Origin of the sequence: Labilibaculum manganireducens, assembly GCF_002843385.1 — a bacterium.
Taxonomy (GTDB): Bacteria; Bacteroidota; Bacteroidia; order Bacteroidales; family Marinifilaceae; genus Labilibaculum; species Labilibaculum manganireducens.
On record NZ_MVDE01000017.1, the window covers coordinates 1 to 17419 of the forward strand.

At 38.1% G+C, this 17419-nt stretch carries 16 protein-coding genes and 1 tRNA gene; 5 read left to right on the forward strand and 12 right to left on the reverse strand.

Going from position 1 to position 17419, the window contains the following annotated elements:
• Window positions 1-312: 312 nt before the first annotated feature.
• The 3 genes from BZG01_RS11955 to tsaA all read left to right on the forward strand — a co-directional run bounded on the left by BZG01_RS11955 (window position 313) and on the right by tsaA (window position 1645).
• Window positions 313-386, forward strand: a tRNA-Met gene (locus BZG01_RS11955).
• A gap of 103 nt (window positions 387-489) precedes the next feature.
• A complete protein-coding gene (locus tag BZG01_RS11960) occupies window positions 490-1002 on the forward strand; it encodes a DUF4494 domain-containing protein (protein WP_245870355.1) in 513 nt (170 codons plus the stop codon).
• A gap of 145 nt (window positions 1003-1147) precedes the next feature.
• Window positions 1148-1645, forward strand: a complete 498-nt coding sequence (gene tsaA, locus BZG01_RS11965) for a tRNA (N6-threonylcarbamoyladenosine(37)-N6)-methyltransferase TrmO (protein ID WP_101310166.1) — start codon at window positions 1148-1150, stop codon at window positions 1643-1645.
• A gap of 138 nt (window positions 1646-1783) precedes the next feature.
• Here tsaA and BZG01_RS11970 read toward each other — a convergent pair whose 3' ends face one another.
• The 10 genes from BZG01_RS11970 to nifH all read right to left on the reverse strand — a co-directional run bounded on the left by BZG01_RS11970 (window position 1784) and on the right by nifH (window position 12165).
• A complete protein-coding gene (locus BZG01_RS11970; protein WP_101310075.1) occupies window positions 1784-2902 on the reverse strand; it encodes a homocitrate synthase/isopropylmalate synthase family protein in 1119 nt (372 codons plus the stop codon).
• 32 nt (window positions 2903-2934) lie between these two features.
• The gene (locus tag BZG01_RS11975) at window positions 2935-3240 is read right to left on the reverse strand and encodes a (2Fe-2S) ferredoxin domain-containing protein (protein WP_101310167.1); all 306 of its coding nucleotides are present in this window, start codon (window positions 3238-3240) and stop codon (window positions 2935-2937) included.
• A gap of 56 nt (window positions 3241-3296) precedes the next feature.
• On the reverse strand, window positions 3297-4556 hold the full coding sequence (locus BZG01_RS11980) for a radical SAM protein (protein WP_101310076.1): 1260 nt from the start codon (window positions 4554-4556) through the stop codon (window positions 3297-3299).
• Between the two features lie 53 nt (window positions 4557-4609).
• Window positions 4610-6007, reverse strand: a complete 1398-nt coding sequence (locus tag BZG01_RS11985) for a nitrogenase component 1 (RefSeq protein ID WP_101310077.1) — start codon at window positions 6005-6007, stop codon at window positions 4610-4612.
• Window positions 6008-6012: 5 nt separating this feature from the next.
• Window positions 6013-7344: a nitrogenase iron-molybdenum cofactor biosynthesis protein NifE gene (nifE, locus tag BZG01_RS11990; protein ID WP_101310078.1), complete on the reverse strand. Its 1332-nt coding sequence runs from the start codon at window positions 7342-7344 to the stop codon at window positions 6013-6015.
• Between the two features lie 173 nt (window positions 7345-7517).
• The gene (nifK, locus tag BZG01_RS11995) at window positions 7518-8900 is read right to left on the reverse strand and encodes a nitrogenase molybdenum-iron protein subunit beta (RefSeq protein ID WP_101310079.1); all 1383 of its coding nucleotides are present in this window, start codon (window positions 8898-8900) and stop codon (window positions 7518-7520) included.
• Between the two features lie 14 nt (window positions 8901-8914).
• On the reverse strand, window positions 8915-10546 hold the full coding sequence (nifD, locus tag BZG01_RS12000) for a nitrogenase molybdenum-iron protein alpha chain (protein ID WP_101310080.1): 1632 nt from the start codon (window positions 10544-10546) through the stop codon (window positions 8915-8917).
• A 10-nt stretch (window positions 10547-10556) separates the two neighbouring features.
• Complete coding sequence (locus BZG01_RS12005; RefSeq protein ID WP_101310081.1) at window positions 10557-10937, reverse strand: P-II family nitrogen regulator; 381 nt, start codon at window positions 10935-10937, stop codon at window positions 10557-10559.
• Window positions 10938-10955: 18 nt separating this feature from the next.
• Complete coding sequence (locus tag BZG01_RS12010; RefSeq protein WP_218973094.1) at window positions 10956-11276, reverse strand: P-II family nitrogen regulator; 321 nt, start codon at window positions 11274-11276, stop codon at window positions 10956-10958.
• A gap of 64 nt (window positions 11277-11340) precedes the next feature.
• Window positions 11341-12165: a nitrogenase iron protein gene (gene nifH, locus BZG01_RS12015; protein ID WP_101310083.1), complete on the reverse strand. Its 825-nt coding sequence runs from the start codon at window positions 12163-12165 to the stop codon at window positions 11341-11343.
• Window positions 12166-12685: 520 nt separating this feature from the next.
• On the opposite strand from nifH, the gene BZG01_RS12025 reads away from it, so the two are divergent.
• Entirely contained in the window at window positions 12686-14242 is a 1557-nt protein-coding gene (locus BZG01_RS12025; RefSeq protein WP_101310168.1) for a sigma-54 interaction domain-containing protein, read from the forward strand.
• A gap of 48 nt (window positions 14243-14290) precedes the next feature.
• Entirely contained in the window at window positions 14291-14776 is a 486-nt protein-coding gene (locus BZG01_RS12030) for a GNAT family N-acetyltransferase (protein WP_101310085.1), read from the forward strand.
• A gap of 417 nt (window positions 14777-15193) precedes the next feature.
• Here BZG01_RS12030 and hemH read toward each other — a convergent pair whose 3' ends face one another.
• On the reverse strand, window positions 15194-16207 hold the full coding sequence (gene hemH, locus BZG01_RS12035) for a ferrochelatase (RefSeq protein ID WP_101310086.1): 1014 nt from the start codon (window positions 16205-16207) through the stop codon (window positions 15194-15196).
• Window positions 16208-16508: 301 nt separating this feature from the next.
• Entirely contained in the window at window positions 16509-17402 is an 894-nt protein-coding gene (gene hemF, locus BZG01_RS12040) for an oxygen-dependent coproporphyrinogen oxidase (RefSeq protein WP_101310169.1), read from the reverse strand.
• Between the last annotated feature and the right edge of the window lie 17 nt (window positions 17403-17419).

Genomic DNA, 17419 nt, shown 5'->3' on the forward strand with positions numbered 1-17419 from the left:
TATTTTCAGTCTTCGAGAATTGATTTGAATCAGGATATTTAGATACTTTAACGGGAGGAGGCTGCTTTGCAATTAAATTGTGGCAGGCAGACTACTTTTAGATACGAAATTGGTTCATATTTTAGGCCTGTTTTTTTAATTGAGTAAGGATTATTGGCTTTTTTGAAAAAAAATAAAATAAATTTTAAGTGTAATATTTCTGTAATTGAGATAGTTTGCCCTATTTAAACCTAAGCTTGATTCAATTTCCAATTAAAAGATTTTTTTTAGAACTAAAATGCAATTATATTTGCACCGCAATCCAGCAAAAACGGCGAGGTAGCTCAGCTGGTTAGAGCGCGTGATTCATAATCACGAGGTCGGCGGTTCAAGCCCGCCTCTCGCTACAAAAAGGGAATAACTGAAAAGTTATTCCCTTTGTTTTTTTAATCTGACGATAATAAGCCGATGATTATTTTATCTTTGTTAATCAAAAAAAAATAATAGAATATGATGACAAATAATTGGTTCGAGTGCAAAGTAAAATATGTGAAAATTGATGAAGCATCTGGTAAGGAAAGAAAGGTTTCTGAGCCATATTTAGTTGATGCTGTATCTTTTACAGAGGCTGAGGCAAGAATTCACAAGGAATTGGAACAAATGATCAGCGGAGATTTTAACGTTACAAACATCAGTAAATCGAATGTGACAGAATTGTATCCAAATGAGAATGGTGATCGTTGGTTTAAGGCGAAGGTTTCCTTTGTAGATGTTGATGAAGCTTCCGGTAAAGAGAAAAAAGCGACTCAATATATGCTTACTCAGGCTAATAATGTAAAGCAGGCTTATGAGTTTTTGGAAGAGTGTTTAAGTACAATGATTGTTCCTTTTGAAATTCCTGCAATTTCAGAAAGTCCATTAATGGATGTATTCCCATATTTTAGCGATGAGCTTAATGAAGAGATTCCTGCACATTTAAAACCAATTGCAGAAATGGAAGTAAATAGTGACGAATTTGAATAGATCAGAATTCTTCGGATAATGAGATTTAATCTGTAATAATTAAAACAGATTTAGCATACAAAAGAGGTTGTTTCGTTTATCGGGGGCAATCTCTTTTGTATTGCTGAGAATTGTTAAATTTAGTGTTCGTTTTAAAATTGTAAGCATGACCGAAATAAAATTTGAATCCATTGGAGTAGTTCAGACTTCCTATAAGACTCTTGAAAATATGCCGATACAGCCAATGGGAGCGAAAGGGGTAAAGGCCAGTATTGTTTTAAATGATGAATTTGTTGATGGATTAAAAGATTTGGAAGAATTTTCTCATATTACTTTGATCTATCATTTGCATAAAGTTCAGGATTACAAACTTCGGGTTATTCCATTTATGGATATTGAAGAGCATGGTATATTTGCTACACGTTCACCTCGCAGACCAAATGCAATTGGTATTTCAACTGTGAAATTGATAAGTATAGATGGGAATATTCTTCATGTTGAGGATGCGGATGTTTTGGATGGCACACCTTTGTTGGATATTAAACCATTTTTTGGACAGTTTGATAATCGCGAAAATATAAAATCAGGTTGGTTGGACCGGAAATGGGATGAAAAGCACAAAACATTGAAATCTGATGAGCGTTTTAAAACATCAATGGACTAGATGGAGATTTTTAATCAGAAATAAAAAAACTGCCAAACTTCCTTTTTACAGGAAGCCTGACAGTAACCTAATTTACCACATATTACCACAGAATTGACTTTTGAATGTTTGTTTTGTGATTTGGTTTTTTTGTTGAAATTAATTAGAGCAGTAAAATAAGTTATTGTATAATTGTTTTAATTCTTTACAGTTTAGTCCTGATTTTTTTTTGGCTGAGAGCTTTTTCACAGCATCAATAAATACTTGGCTTTGCTTGTCGTTTAAATAAATTCCCATTTCTTTTAAGGTATCTTTCAGAACAGCTAAACCGGAATGTTTACCTATAATAAATTGACTTTTTTGCCCGATTAACTGTGGGTCAAAAGCATGATAACTCATTGGATCCCTGAGAAGACTGTTGCAATGAATTCCCGATTCATGACTGTAAACTTTTTCGCCTGAAATGGGTTTTGATTCTGAGTTTTTTCGTCCGGAAGCCTTTTCTACAAATTCGCAAAGCTGAATACAGCTTTTTAAATTAATTCCACTGGATTCGGAAAGTGAAAATGCCATAGCCGCAACAACTTCTTCCAAGGCAGCATTACCTGCCCGTTCCCCAAGGCCGTTCACGGTTACAGAAACAGCATTGGCTCCTGCACTTAAAGCGACAATGGTATTGGCTGTAGCCATTCCCAAATCGTTGTGAGCATGAAATTCCAATTCTGTTCCGTCTAAACAATGTTGATATCTTTCAAACAGTTTTTGCACCGACATGGGGTTCATGATGCCTACCGTATCAGCCAGTCGAATTCGATTCACCTTTAGCATTTCAGCGGCAAAAACAAAATCATCAAGCAAATCGGTTTGGCAACGGGAAGCATCTTGTGCACCGACAGAAACAAATGCAAACATATTTTGGGCTTGTTTAACTATTGTTGATAAGGTGCCAAGCATCCAATTCCGGTCTTTTCCAATCGATGTCAGATGAATTGCTGAAACAGGGAAAGAGATATTGATTCTTGAAACACCCGTTCGGGCTGAGGCCTGCAGATCGTTGGTGCAGGCCCGCGCCCAACAGGTGGCATTGAAACGAAATCTTTGATCGTTGATGATCCTAATGTCTTCTTCATCCGCCAAGGAGATGGCAGGAGTACCTATTTCCAATTCTTTTACACCAGTCTCGTCCAACAGAGCTGCAATTTTTAGCTTTTCTTCAAGAGAGAACACAACTCCAGGTGCTTGTTCTCCATCGCGAAGAGTGGTATCGATGATGTGCATGGTGTTTTTAATTAAAGAGTTATGTGTAGATTTTATTCGGCAATTAAATATTCGGCAACCGCCTCACCTTCTTCCAGGGCATCCAGAATTTCATCAATTCGATCCGGCGTTACGCCTCCATACCATAGGTTGTTTGGATGAACTACCATTACCGGACCTTGCGAGCAAACATTTAGGCAGCCAGTGGTTGAAACTGTTGCGTCGATTCCTCTGTCTGCGCATTCTTCCATAAGATATTGAACCATGTCTACTGATCCGTTTTTATTGCAATATCCTTGCGCTTCTCCTGCAATTCGAAATGAATTGCAAACTAAAATGTGAAATTCAGGTTTCTTCATGATGATAAAGATTTTATGTGTTTTTAATTGATCATTTGAATTTTGGTTGTCGTTTTTCAGCTGCATCCGGTAGCAGAACCAGTACATTCTGTTCCACATTTTGTCATTTCGGTTTTGCAGAGCGAACGAAGTTCGGTGCCTTTGTAAACAGAATCCAGGCCTTGGTCGATTAGTCCGCTCATCTCGATGATTTTAATTCCGCTGCGACCTAGAATACCTGCTGGTTTTTTGCCGATTCCTCCAACTAAAATTGCTCGGCAGTCAGCCAAAGTTTCCGCTAGTTTTTCCCAACGGGAATCGCCTTGACCAGTGTCGGGAGTTGCTCTAACATTTACCAGTTTGTATCCTTTAGGTGTTTCCCTGAAAACGTGAATTCGATCTGCTTCACCCAAATGTTGATTCACCAAAATTCCTTCCATAGAGGTGACTGCAACACAAGGTCTTTCTTCTCCTTTTTCAACTGTAAGAAGGGCTGTTTCAGAAAGTAACTTGGCCGCTTCTGCAGAATCTTTTCCGAGTAATCCAGCTGCGTCTGCCCTGCATCGTGCGCAATGTGACATTGGCGGAAGAAATACTTCTACTTTTTTGTGTAATGATTTCATAAATTCAGGGGAAGGTTCCTCCATGTGTTCCATGGCGGTATCTTTTACCGGAAACAATGGAATTGTGTTCATTAAATCCACTCCAAGTGTTGCAATTTTTTCTGCAATTTCTGCAATCTCATGATCGTTGATTCCCGGCATCACAATGGTATTTACCTTTACTGTAATGCCGGCTTCCTTTAGTTTGGCTATTGCTTCCAATTGTCTTTTAAGTAGATATTCTCCGGCTTGAGCTCCAAAATATCCTCTTTTGTCGTGTCGTACCCAACTGTAAACTTTTGCCAAAGTTTCGGGGCGCAAACTGTTCAATGTGATTGTAACATGAGATACGTCCAGCTCTTTTAATTCATCGATATACGATGCTACATTTAAACCATTTGTAGATAGGCAAAGCAGCATATCCGGAAAGTTATCCCGAACCAAATGAAGTGTTTTCATGGTTTGGGTAGGATTGGCAAATGGATCGCCTGGTCCTGCAATTCCCACCACTTTAAGCTCCGGCATTATTTTTACCAATTTAATAAGATAGCTTAATGCCTGATCGGGTGACAGAACGCTGCTGGTAACTCCGGGTCTGCTTTCGTTTACACAATCGAATTTTCGATTGCAGTAGTTGCATTTTACATTGCATGTTGGGGCTACAGGCAAATGTACCCGGGCATATTTATGATGTGCGTCTTTGTTAAAACAAGGATGAGTTGATAAATCTTTCATGATGTGGCTTTTATGTGAGATTTCTTAACTTTATTAATTGTAAATGCTCTCTTTTACATGTATTTATATCCGATAGGAGAATTATTTTGTTTGTATTCAATCATGGCATTTACCACCTTGTCGAATAATTCCTGAGTCCCCTGATAACCAAGAAGAGTAATTCGCTGTCCTCCAATTCGATCGTGAATTGGGAAACCGACTCTTATCAGCGGGATGTTAAAATTGCCGGCAATGTAATTCCCCTTACTATTTCCGATTAGAAAATCGGGTTTAATTGTATTGCACGCCTCATTGATTTGTTCAAAATCAGAATCACTAATTACTTTGATGGTTTTTCCATGTTCCGGACAATGTTTGATGATTTCTTTTTGAAGTTTTCCGCTGTTTGCTCCCGAGGCTGCCAAGACAACTTCAACTCCTATTTCATCGAGAAATGAACACAAGCCCAGTACTAAATCTTCTTCGCCGTAAACCACAGCCTTTTTCCCAAAAATGTATTTGTGTCCATCGGCATAGGAATCCAGTAAACGGCCTCGCTGTATTTTATATTTTACAGGAATGTCTTTCCCGCTTATTTTACTTAGGATATCAAATAACGTATCGTTGCTATTCATGCCAATGGGTAAAATGCATTGGTGATTTTTCACGCTGTGTTCACTTTCCAGCCACGATGCTCCGCTAACTTCTGTTCCGCCGTTTTGCCCGCCTTGTTTTACTGCTGTGAAAACACCCAATTCAATAGAGGCGTATGCTTCGCCCATTTTCTCAAGCTCTGATATTGGAGTACCTCCCTTTGGAACACGATAATATTGATCCCAAACGGGGTTGTCCAAAGTATCCGAGTAATCGGGTAAAATTGTTGTTGTAAGATCAAAGTCGATTAAAATTTCTTTGAGATGACGAATGTCTGCAGGCGAAACAAAGCCGGGGAACAAATTGATCTTGTCTGCAGACGGCAATTTTTTTGCAAAGTTTTTGACAACTTCCAATACGGTTGCATGAAATCCGTCCATGTGTGTTCCCTGATAACTTGGAGTTGAAACGGTGAATAAACTCGGTAAATTGGAATTTGTGTTGTCGTTTCTTATGTGACTTAGTTGTGATGCAACGTCTTCCCCAATGGTTTCGCTCAGGCAGGTTGTAGCAACACCAATTGCTTTAGGCTGATATTGATTGGTAACATTGGTTAGTGCAATTTTTAAATTCGCCTCTCCTCCGAAAATAGTCGTCTCTTCACTAAAATTGGAAGAGGCAATATCTACTGGCTCTTTGTAATGACTAATCATGTAACGGCGAATGTAGGTGGCACACCCTTGAGAACCGTGAATTACAGGAACGCAACCTTCAATGCCCTTTATAGCAATACAGGCACCCAAGGGTGAGCACAGTTTACACGCATTTCGCGTTGATACAAATGGTCTGATATATGATAATGTTGGGATTTTTTCCATGTGTGTTAGCGTTTAAAGAATTTCCATACAGGACTCGTAACCGAGGCGTAAACCTCGTTTGCAAAGTTTAGCATGCCTTCGAAACCAGCTAATGCTTCTTTTCTTTCGTGATTGTGATCGCAGAATCCGATTCCTAATTTGTAAGCAATCGGACGTTCTTTTACGCCACCAATAAAAAGGTCAACGCCTTTTTCTTTTACAAATTCGGAGAGTTCGTTTGGGTTCGAATCATCAACAATAATGGTTCCTTCATCGCACAATTTTTTAAGCAAATTGTAATCGTCTTTGTTTCCGGTTTGCGATCCTACCATTACGGTTTTCATCCCAATCAATCGAAGTGCTTTTACCAGACTGATTGCCTTAAAGGCACCACCAACATAAATCGCGGCCTTTTTGCCTTGTAATTTTTCTTTGAATGGTGCCAAAGCAGGTAGTAAAGTTTTAATTTCTTTTGAAACTAAATCTTTTGCTTTTTGAAGCATTTCATTATTCTTAAAAAAGCCGGCTACTTCGTAAAGGGCATCAGCCATATCTTCTATTCCAAAATAGGATACTTTAATGAATGGAATGCCGTATTTCTCTTCCATTTCTTTGGCCAGATGCATCATGGAGCCGGAGCATTGAACCACATTAATAGAGGCTTTGTGTGCCTGACGAATTTCATTTATTCTGCCATCGCCGGTAAGGCAGGTAATGATGTTTACACCAATTTTTTCGTAATATTCCTTTAGCATCCACAGCTCTCCGGCCAAATTAAAATCACCTAAAATATTAATGCTGAAAGGAGGTGCCTGAAATTCATTATCTGTGCCAACAAGTTTGGCCAAAGCATCGCAGGCTGCTTTGTACCCATCTTTTTTTGTGCCTTTAAAACCTTCGGCCATAACCGGCAGTACATCAATTTTTTGTTCTGCAGATACTTTTCGGCATACTGCCTCAACGTCATCGCCGATAACACCTACAATACATGTGGAGTAGACAAATGCAGCCTTGGGTTTGTAGGCTTCAATTAATTCAGTAAGTGCAGTATAGAGTTTTGGTTCTCCGCCAAAAACCACATCGCGTTCGCGTAAATCGGTCGAAAAACTTAATCGGTGCAATTGAGGTCCGGAGGATAATGCGCCGCGGATATCCCAGGTGTAAGCGGCACAACCTATGGGGCCGTGAATAAGGTGCAGAGCATCGGCAATGGGATAGAGTACAACCCGCGAGCCGCAAAAAACACAGGCGCGCTGGCTGACACTTCCGGCTAAGCTTTTCTTTTCACAATCTAAATCGTGGGCTGATGTCCCTATTGTGTGTACCTGAGTGGATCGTTCTTTGATTATTCTCTCCATGGTTGTTAATTGTATTTGTGCAAGGCACAGGTTCATATTGAGAGTGAAGAAAGTATGACTTTCTTTTGTTCCGGATGATAAAAATGAAGGAGGTGTGAGACACTTTATCCTAATTATGAGAAAAGGGTATGATTTTCAAATTAGCTAGTTACCTCCTTCATTTCATCGCATCACTACATTACCAGTTCGAATGATTCTTCAGGGCAGGCTGCATCCTGCTGATCCATAAGTTCAGAAAGAATTTTTTCAAGAATTCTCAATCCTCCCATATAGCCTAGTGTTGGAAAATAACTGTGTCCGATACGGTCAATAATTGGGAAGCCCATTCTTACAAATGGAATCTTTTCATCTCTTGAAATGTATTTTCCATAGGTGTTTCCAATTAACAGATCCACAGGATTTTCTTTGATCCATTGGTGCATTAAAAACATATCGGCATTGGCACCGTTTTTATATTTGGCCTCTGGTACACTTTTGCTTAGAATCTTTTCCATTCTTTTTTCGAATGTTTTACCTGGAGTTCCTGAAACAATGTAAACTGGTTTCATATCCATGTCTACCAAAAACTCTGCTAATGGAATCAATTGATCGGGATCACCCCATAATGCAACACGTTTACCATACAGGTATTGGTGCATATCAGTAATAACATCAACCAAACGTCCACGTTCATCGTTAATGGATTCAGGAACAGAAACAGATCCAAGTTTTGCCAGTGACTGAATAAAACGGTCAGTTGCCTGAATGCCAATTGGCAGATCCTGCATACTGAATTTTACTTTACACTGATTGTCGAGATTGATAGCTGCTTTTTCCGTTGCCCATTCACCCAAAGCAATAGTATGAAGGCTGTCACCCATGCTTACCATTTCAGGAATTGTAGTTCCTCCTTTGGGATACATTTCAAATTTCCCGTTCATTGGCGAATCCAAGACATCTGAAGTGTCAGGAAGCAAAACATTTTTCACCTTCATTAGTTTTAAAATCCTTTTTAATTCTCTCATATCAGAAGGTTCTACCCAACCAGAGAGAATATTCAGCTGATTTTTAAGGTTATCGCTTTTCTTAGCGAAATATTTTACAATACCTTCCAGCATATTGGCGTAACCAGTAACATGACTCCCCACATAACTTGGGGTTGGAGCCTGTATCACGTGCTTTCCTTCCGGAATTTTACCATCCGATGCAGCCTTACTTACAATCTGACCTAAGTCATCGCCAATTGTTTCTGATAAACATGTGGAATGTACAGCAATAATATCCGGTTCATATATTGTAAAGATATTTGTGATTGCCTGCAGTAAGTTTGCTTGTCCGCCAAAAACAGATGAACCTTCGGTAAATGAACTGGTTGCAGCCATTACAGGTTCTTTGTAGTGTCGGGTTAAAGTACTTCTGTGATAGGAACAGCAGCCTTGTGAGCCATGACTGTGAGGCAAACATCCGTGTATTCCTAATGCGGCATACATTGCGCCAACAGGCTGACAGGTCTTCGCCGGATTTACCGTTAAGGCCTTTCTCTCTACTATTTTACTTGTTGTATGATTTAATAACATCTATTTGTCCTCCTTTATTCGTTAATGGCAAAACTTCCAACAATTTCAGGGTCGGTTTTCCAAGGTGTAGTAACCATTTTCCAGATTCTTGTGCAAAGCATACGCTCCATTTCCAGATAGAAATTGATTGCTCCTTCAAAACCTGCATAGGGTCCACCGTAATCGTAACTGTGTAGTTGTTTCAATGGAACTCCTGACTTTTGTACCACATATTTTTCCTTAATACCTGCACAAAAAATATCAGGTTTGTAGTACTCAATCAGCTTTTCGGTTTCCCAATGGTTGATGTCATCAATAACCAGTGAGTTCTTTTTCATTTCGGGCATCATGCCGTCATAGTTGCTGAATTCGTAACCATTTTTAAGAAGTTTTTCTTTTTTTACAGCTAAGTCTTCGCGGTATAATTCAAGATCTTTCTCAACAGTCAGATCTTCAATGTTTCGGGTGTCGGCATCAATTTTGATGCTTGGAATAACATCTCTGCCTTCGTAATCGTCACGGTGAGCAAATTCATATCCTGCCGATACTGTGGTTACACCTATTTCAGTGAATAAATCCTGATAATGATGAGCTCTTGAACCTCCAACAAACATCATAGCCAATTTGCCTTCTGTTTTTGCTTTCACAGCTTCTCTTACCGTTTCCACTTTCTTCATCTCGCGCTCAATAATCTCTTCCACTTTTGCACTTAGCTCAGCATCATCAAAATACTCAGCGACTTTACGAAGAGCTTTTGCACTGCCTTCTGCACCAATGAAACTAACTTTCACCCAGGGAATACCATATTTCTCTTCCATCATCTCAGCAATGTAATTGATGGAGCGGTGACACATAATCAGGTTCAGATCGGCCATATGAGAGTATTCCATGCTTTCGATCGTAGAGTTTCCACTAAATGTGGACAGCAAAGTGATTCCTGCTTCATCAAACAATCTTTCCAATTCAAAGGCATCACCACCAATATTGTATTCGCCAAGCAAATTAATTTGGTATTTACCGATGCGCTCTCTGTTGTTGTTTCCAATTACATTTTTGAATACTCCATTGTTTGCGATGTGATGACCAGCAGACTGAGACACGCCTCGGTATCCTTCGCAGCTAAAACCGAAAATATTAATTCCCAATTCTTCTTTCATTTCGCGGGATACAGAATGAACATCATCTCCGATCAAACCAACAGGACAGGTTGAGAAAATACCAATCGCTTTGGGTTTAAAAATCTCGAATGCTTCTCGAACGGCATCTTTTAGCTTAGCTTCACCACCAAATACAATGTTAGAATCCTGTATGTCGGTAGAAAAACTGTAGGTAATAAAGTTATCTTCTCCTTCAGCAGGTCTGGTTTGGTTTCTTCTTGTAAGCCAGGCGTAAAAACTGCAGCCAATTGGCCCGTGAACCAAGTTGATAATATCTCTGGTTGGGCCTAATACTACCCCTTTACATCCTGCGTAAGTACATCCCCGTTGAGTAATAATTCCCGGAATGGTTCTTACGTTGGCTTGAATTTCTTTTCCTTCGGCAGGATCATTAACCACCAATGACTTTTGACGTTTCTTGGCAATTTTTGTCGGGTATTTTGCCATAATTTCATCCATCACTTTCGATGGATCCGGCAAACCCTGTGTTATATCTAATTTTTTTACCATAGCTTTTCGTTTAATTATCCAGAACTTGATCACCGCTTTCTGCAGTTCTTACACGTATCGCTTCATTTACAGGCAAAACGAAAATTTTACCATCTCCTGGGCTTTTTGATTGATTGGCTTCGATTATTGTTTCGATACATTCTGATACCTTATGGTTCGGAACAACAACTTGAAGCAGGCGTTGAGGGCGAAGTCTGGGCTCTTTTCCTAAAAGCTCCAATGCTTCAGGCTGATCATTCTTCACGCCTTCTAAAACTTTAGCATCCCAAAGGCCTTTGCCACGTCCGAATACACTACCAGTTGCAGTCATCGAAGAAAATCCGGCATCACGTAAAGCCCTTTTGGTTTTGTTCATTTTGTTAATCTTGATAATGGACATTATACACTTCATACCTTCGAGTTTTTAGGTTTATAATTCTTTGGTGCCTCTGCTTATTGTATAGGCTTCATCAACAGGAGATACGAATATTTTTCCATCACCGAAGGCTCCTTTTGGAGTGGATCGGGCAGCATCCAAAATGGTATTGATGGCGAAGTCTTTGTCTTCATCTTTTATAACCATCATCAGCATTTCTTTAGGCAGTTCATCGTAAGTAACATCACCAATTTTGATTCCCCGTTGCTTACCGCGGCCAACCACAGGCATTTTTGTTACAGCGATGTATCCAGCTTCAAACAGAGCTTTTAAGACCTTATTGGTTTTTTCAGGGCGGATTATTGCTTTTATCATTAACATAGTCTGTATTGTTTTAAATGTTTGGGATTATGTGTTTTATTAATTTGGGTAAGATTTGTTAGGCGTCAATACCAAAATCGATTAGAAGTTTTTCCAATTCTTCCATTTCCAATGGCGTTGGAATTACAAACATTTCATTGTCATTTATGGCATTGGATAATTTACGGTATTCATCGGCCTGTCCATGTTCCGGTTCATATTCAATCACTGTTTTGCGATGAATTTCAGCTCTTTGAACAACATTGTCACGAGGAACGAAGTGAATCATTTGTGTGCCTAATTTTCGTGCCAATTCTTCAATCATATCACTTTCGTGATCAACATTACGAGAGTTGCAAATTAAACCTCCCAAACGAACAACTCCATTCTGTGCATATTTTTGAATTCCTTTACAGATATTGTTTGCGGCATACATGGCCATCATTTCACCGGAAACAACAATGTAAATTTCTTCCGCTTTTCCTTCACGGATTGGCATTGCGAAACCGCCGCAAACCACATCTCCAAGAACATCGTAGAATGTGTAGTCTATTTCGTATTTGTCGTCCCAGGCACCCAGCTGTTCCAACATATTAATTGAAGTAATAATTCCACGACCGGCGCAGCCAACTCCTGGTTCAGGTCCTCCTGATTCAACACATCTTACTCCACCGTAACCAGGACGAACAATATCATCCAAATCAACGTCTTCTCCTTCTTCACGCAGTGTGTCAAGAACTGTTTTTTGAGCTAATCCTCCTAATAATAATCTTGTGGAGTCGGCTTTGGGATCACATCCAACAACCATGATGTTTTTTCCAGCTTCAACTAGACCTGCTACAGTGTTTTGGGTTGTAGTTGATTTTCCAATTCCACCTTTTCCGTAAATGGCAATTTTTCTCATGTCTGTTATTTTTATTTGGGTTAATAGTTGCCAAGCCGTATTCATAAAGCGTACCATTTGCTTTTTTAGTTTCGTTTCTCCTGGTCTCTTGTGGTGTTTAAGTGTTTGTTGTAGAGGTGTTTATTGTTTCTTTATCCGTATTTGTTTTGCATTGCAGACACTTCGATTTCCTACAAATTTGTAGGAAATATGGTTTTGGAGTACATATTTGAATTTAAGTGTGTAATCGTTGGTTCAGTAAGGGATTTCGATCTGTTTGATTATTTGATTCATACAGAAATGTATTTTAAACACGATGTTGAATTGAGGATTCAAACTGTAATAAAATGGTTTTGTAAGTGATGGGAATTGTTTAAATGGGGGTGTATTGGTTTTTAATGTATTTTTATTTGCATCAAACTGTATTTTTAATAGGGTATGATTTGTAATAAATATAAATTATTAAATGAATTGTGTATTTTATGGGGGTGTTGTTGCTTTTTTTATAATTTTGCAGATGTACCCCCTTAAATATTCGCTTATGAGTTTAAAATGCAAAAAAGCAGGCGACGAATGTTATGGTTTTAATGAAATGTCTCTTCTTTTCGATATAAGCCAAAGACTTTTGAACAGTAATGAATTAAAAAAGGATTTATCTCCGATATTAGCTTGTTTGGTGAAACATTTGAATGCCGAAAGAAGTTTTATCACGATTTTTAATCGGCAAACAAACCGGATGATGATTGAGGCTGCCTATGGATTAAGTGCATCGCAGCAAGCAAGGGGAAAGTACGATTTGGGTGAAGGAATTATAGGTAAGGTTGTTGAATTGGCCAGGCCTGTTGTTATTTCTGAAATATCAAAATCGAAACTTTTTATCAACAAAATTAAAACGGAACTTACAAAAGACGGACACGAGTTAACTTTTATTTGTGTGCCGCTTTTGCTTGATAATGTTGTAACCGGAGCCTTAAGTGTTGTGAGAATTTACAATTCCAACATTTCTGTTAATGAGGATATTCAGCTATTGAGTATTGTTGGATCGATGATTGCAAAAACGGCCCGATACAAGCAAGCTAAGCTTGAAGAATTAGAAGCATTACGAGAACAAAACAGAGAATTGCAAAGTCAGCTCGATAGCCAAAAACCGCATAATATTATTGGTAACTCAGGCAAAATGTGTGATTTGTATGCATTGGTGAATCGGGTGGCCCAAACAAACAGCACGGTTTTGTTACGTGGCGAAAGTGGGATTGGAAAAGAACTATTTGCTGAGGAAATACATGCCAAAAGCAAACAAAAGGATCGTAAACTAATTAAAGTAAATTGTTCTGCATTGCCGGAAAGTTTAATTGAAAGTGAACTTTTTGGACATGAGAAAGGTGCATATACAGGAGCTGATCAAATGCGAAAGGGGAGATTTGAATTAGCCGATGGGGGAACAATATTTTTGGATGAAATAGGTGATTTGCCTTTATCTACGCAAGTAAAATTGTTACGGGTTCTGCAGGAAAGAGAGTTTGAACGTGTGGGTGGTTCTAAAACCATTAAGGTTGATGTGCGAATAGTGGCAGCAACAAACCGTAATTTGGAGGAGCTAATTGAGAATGGTGATTTTAGAGAAGATTTCTATTACAGAATTAATGTTTTTCCAATATTTATTCCTCCTTTACGACACAGAAGAGATGATATTCCAATTTTGGTTGATCATTTTATCGATAAATTTAATCGAAAGAATAATTTTCAAATTAAAAGAATTACAACATCTGCAATAAATATGTTGATGGTTCATCGTTGGCCTGGAAATATTCGGGAACTGGAGAATGTAATTGAGCGATCGTGCATAATGACGAAAGATAATGTTATTCATAGTTACGATTTACCTCCAACTCTTCAAACTGCCGATTCAACAAACAGTGTAATGGAAGGTGGAATGATGGTTGTGGTTGAGCAGCTTGAAAAACAATTGATTCGGGATGCACTCACGACTACGGCCGGGAATGTGACAAAAGCGGCTGAATTGCTTTGTATTACAGAGAGAATGCTGGGGACAAGAGTAAAAAAATATGAGATTGAAACCTGGCGTTTTAAAGTGTAATTTTAAAATAGATTTCCAAACTGTAAATGCTTTTGCAAACCGAAAAACATGACAACACTTCCTTTTTCCTTTGTAGAGCTGAATCTTGATGATTCGGATCATCAGGCTGCATTGTTCAATTTAATGAATGCGTATATGTTGGATCGGATGGGATGTGAAAAGCCATTGCACGTCGATTCTTTCAAAGAATTAGTACGTGGATTGCAAAAACAGGCTAATTATATTGGTGTGTTGGTGATAAATGAGAATAAATATATTGCTTTGGCGAATTGCTTTGTGAATTTTTCAACGTTTAAGATGTCTTCTCTCATAAACATTCATGACTTAATAGTTTTACCTGATTACAGGGGGAAAGGTGTAGGGCGATTCTTAATGCAATCTGTTAAAGCCATTGCCCGGAAGAAGGATTGCTGCAAAATAACCTTAGAGGTTCGAAACGACAATCAAACAGCTCAAAATCTTTACCTTTCGGAAGGTTTCAAGGAGTGTAATCCTCCAATGTATTTTTGGGAAACAACAATTGATCGGGCTTAAAATTAGAAACTATTTAAAAATTTATTCTTTAGCTTTTCATAAGCCAAAAAGATCAAGAACCACTATTCGCATCAAATTTGCCTTATTCTGAGTCTTTTTTCTTCGATAAAAATTTCTATAAATAAATTTAAACAGCTTCTAAAAATACTTTTGAAATTAAATTGGTATTAACAACTAATAATTACCTGCCTAATGTATTGCCCTCGCTTTTATAAAATTATAATTGCGATTTTTTCATTTAACGAAGCCGTTAACGTATTATAATGACTTGCCTAAGCCTTTGGTGGAGGTATTAACAAATAATAACGACTTATTTTTGATGTTTCTCTGCAAAATGCTTATTGCTTCTGGCTTTCGAGGGTTTTACTTTCTAAAAATAAATTTGAACAGCTTCTTAGGCGAATTAATTATTTGAGGTTATGAATTAATTACCAAATCCTTCAAGGTGGCAATCCACTTCGGATGATCGTTTAGGCTCTCAACCAAGGCTAATTTTTCGCCACCGTTTTCCTCGAAAATTTCTCGGTATTCCATTCCAATTTCTACAGTTGTCTCTAAGCAATCAGCAACAAAAGCAGGACTGAAAACAAGTATCTTTTTAGTGCCATTTTTTGCTTTTTCTTCCACTACTTTATCAGAGAATGGTTCCAGCCAGTTTTTGTCCAATCGGGATTGAAAGGAAACGGTATATTTTTCTTTGGGAATAGATAATTTTTCAGCCAATAAGCGACTGGTCTCGAAGCAGGTTGAACGGTAACAATAATAATCTGTTTCCGGAATAAATTTTTTGTGACAATCGCATTTAAAACAATTCCGGTTAGGATGAACTTTGTTTATTTGACGAATTGGCAGTCCATGATAAGAGAATATGAAATGATCAAAATTGTTTAAATCATGCATTTTGGCATTTTCAGCAATAGTATCAAGGTATCCTTCATGGTCGAAGAATTGGTTTACAAATTTAACTTCAGGAATTACTTCCCAGGATTTGATAATTTCCATAGCCTTCTGGAAGGTAGAACCTGTTGATGAGGAAGCATATTGAGGATACATTGGAAGGATAATCAACTTCTGAGGCATATCCTTTTGTATTTTATCCAAAACGCTCTTCATCGAAGGTTGCTGATAGCGCATGGCCATCTCTACAGTAAAATTGGAATCCAGTTGCTTTTGAAGCAAGTCTTTTACTTTTTCTCCGTAAATCATCAATGGAGAACCTTCTTTGGTCCACAATTTTTTGTAGATTTTTGATGAACCTTTTGCCCGAAAAGGAACGATAATAAGGTTTACTAATATTTTCCGTAACAACCAGGGAATGTCAATTACTCTCGGGTCGTTTAGGAATTCGAAAAGATAGGTGCGAACATCAGATACATCAGGACTTTTTGGTGTTCCTAAATTGAGTAGTAAAACAGTCGTTTTTTTTGACATAGTGTTCGTGTTGATTATTGAGATAAAAAAGGAGTGCTTAGCTGTTTTCCAGTTTAAAGTAATAAAAATTTTCTTCTACTTCTAAACAAATCAAACAGCGAATTGTTTTTTGATTTGGTAAGTAATACCAAATTAACATCAAAACATGCCTTATAAAATGTTTCTTTTCAGCTATATCTTCGTTAAAAAAGATGCATCGTAACATGGCTATGCTTTACTTTTTTGCCTCGATACAGCTAAAAATTCATTCATTTTAATTAAAGTCTATTTTGAAATTAAATTGGTATAAACAGGATTGTAATTATTCCACCCAATTAATTCCTTTTTTTAGAAGAGAAAGTGTTAACTCTTCTTTGGAACCGCTTTCAATTGGGTACTGATAAGTCCATTTTACTTCGGGTGGCATGCTGACCAGTATTGATTCAGTTCTTCCATTGGTATCCAGTCCAAATTTGGTTCCTTTATCAAGTACCAGGTTGAATTCTGCGTATCTCCCTCGTCGGTGCAATTGCCAGTCTTTTTCTTTCTCCGAATAGCTTTCCTCCTTATTCTTGCTCATTATTCGACAGTAAAGAGGTGCAAATAAATTGCCTACATCCATTGTGAAATTAAAAATTTCCTCCTTGCTAAAACCATCTGTTCCATTTAAATGATCGAAGAATATTCCTCCAATACCGCGGGTTTCCTCCCGAAAGGGAAGAAAGAAATAATCATCAGCCCAAGTTTTGAATTTTGAATAATATTCCGGATGATGACGATCGCATACTTCTTTCAGTTCTTTGTGAAAATCTTTGGCTTGATCTACATTTATATAAATAGGAGTAAGATCGATTCCTCCACCGAACCAAAACGTACCATCCTCTAATTCGAAGTAACGAACATTCATATGAACGATCGGTACGTGTGGATTTTCGGGATGCATTATTAGTGAGACTCCGGTTGCAAAGAAATTTGAATTGGAAAGATTTAATTTGTGTTTGATTTTTTCTGGTAATTTGCCGTGAACTGCTGAGAATTGAACTCCACCTTTTTCTATAATGTTACCATTCACTATTACTCTACTTCTGCCGCCTCCACCTTCTTTGCGTTCCCAGGTATCTTCAATAAAATTTACTTTTCCATCGGTTGTTTCAATAGCTTTGCATATTCTGTCTTGTAGCAGGCGAAATTTTTCGGCGATTATTTCTTTATTCATGTAAGTGTGATTGTGTT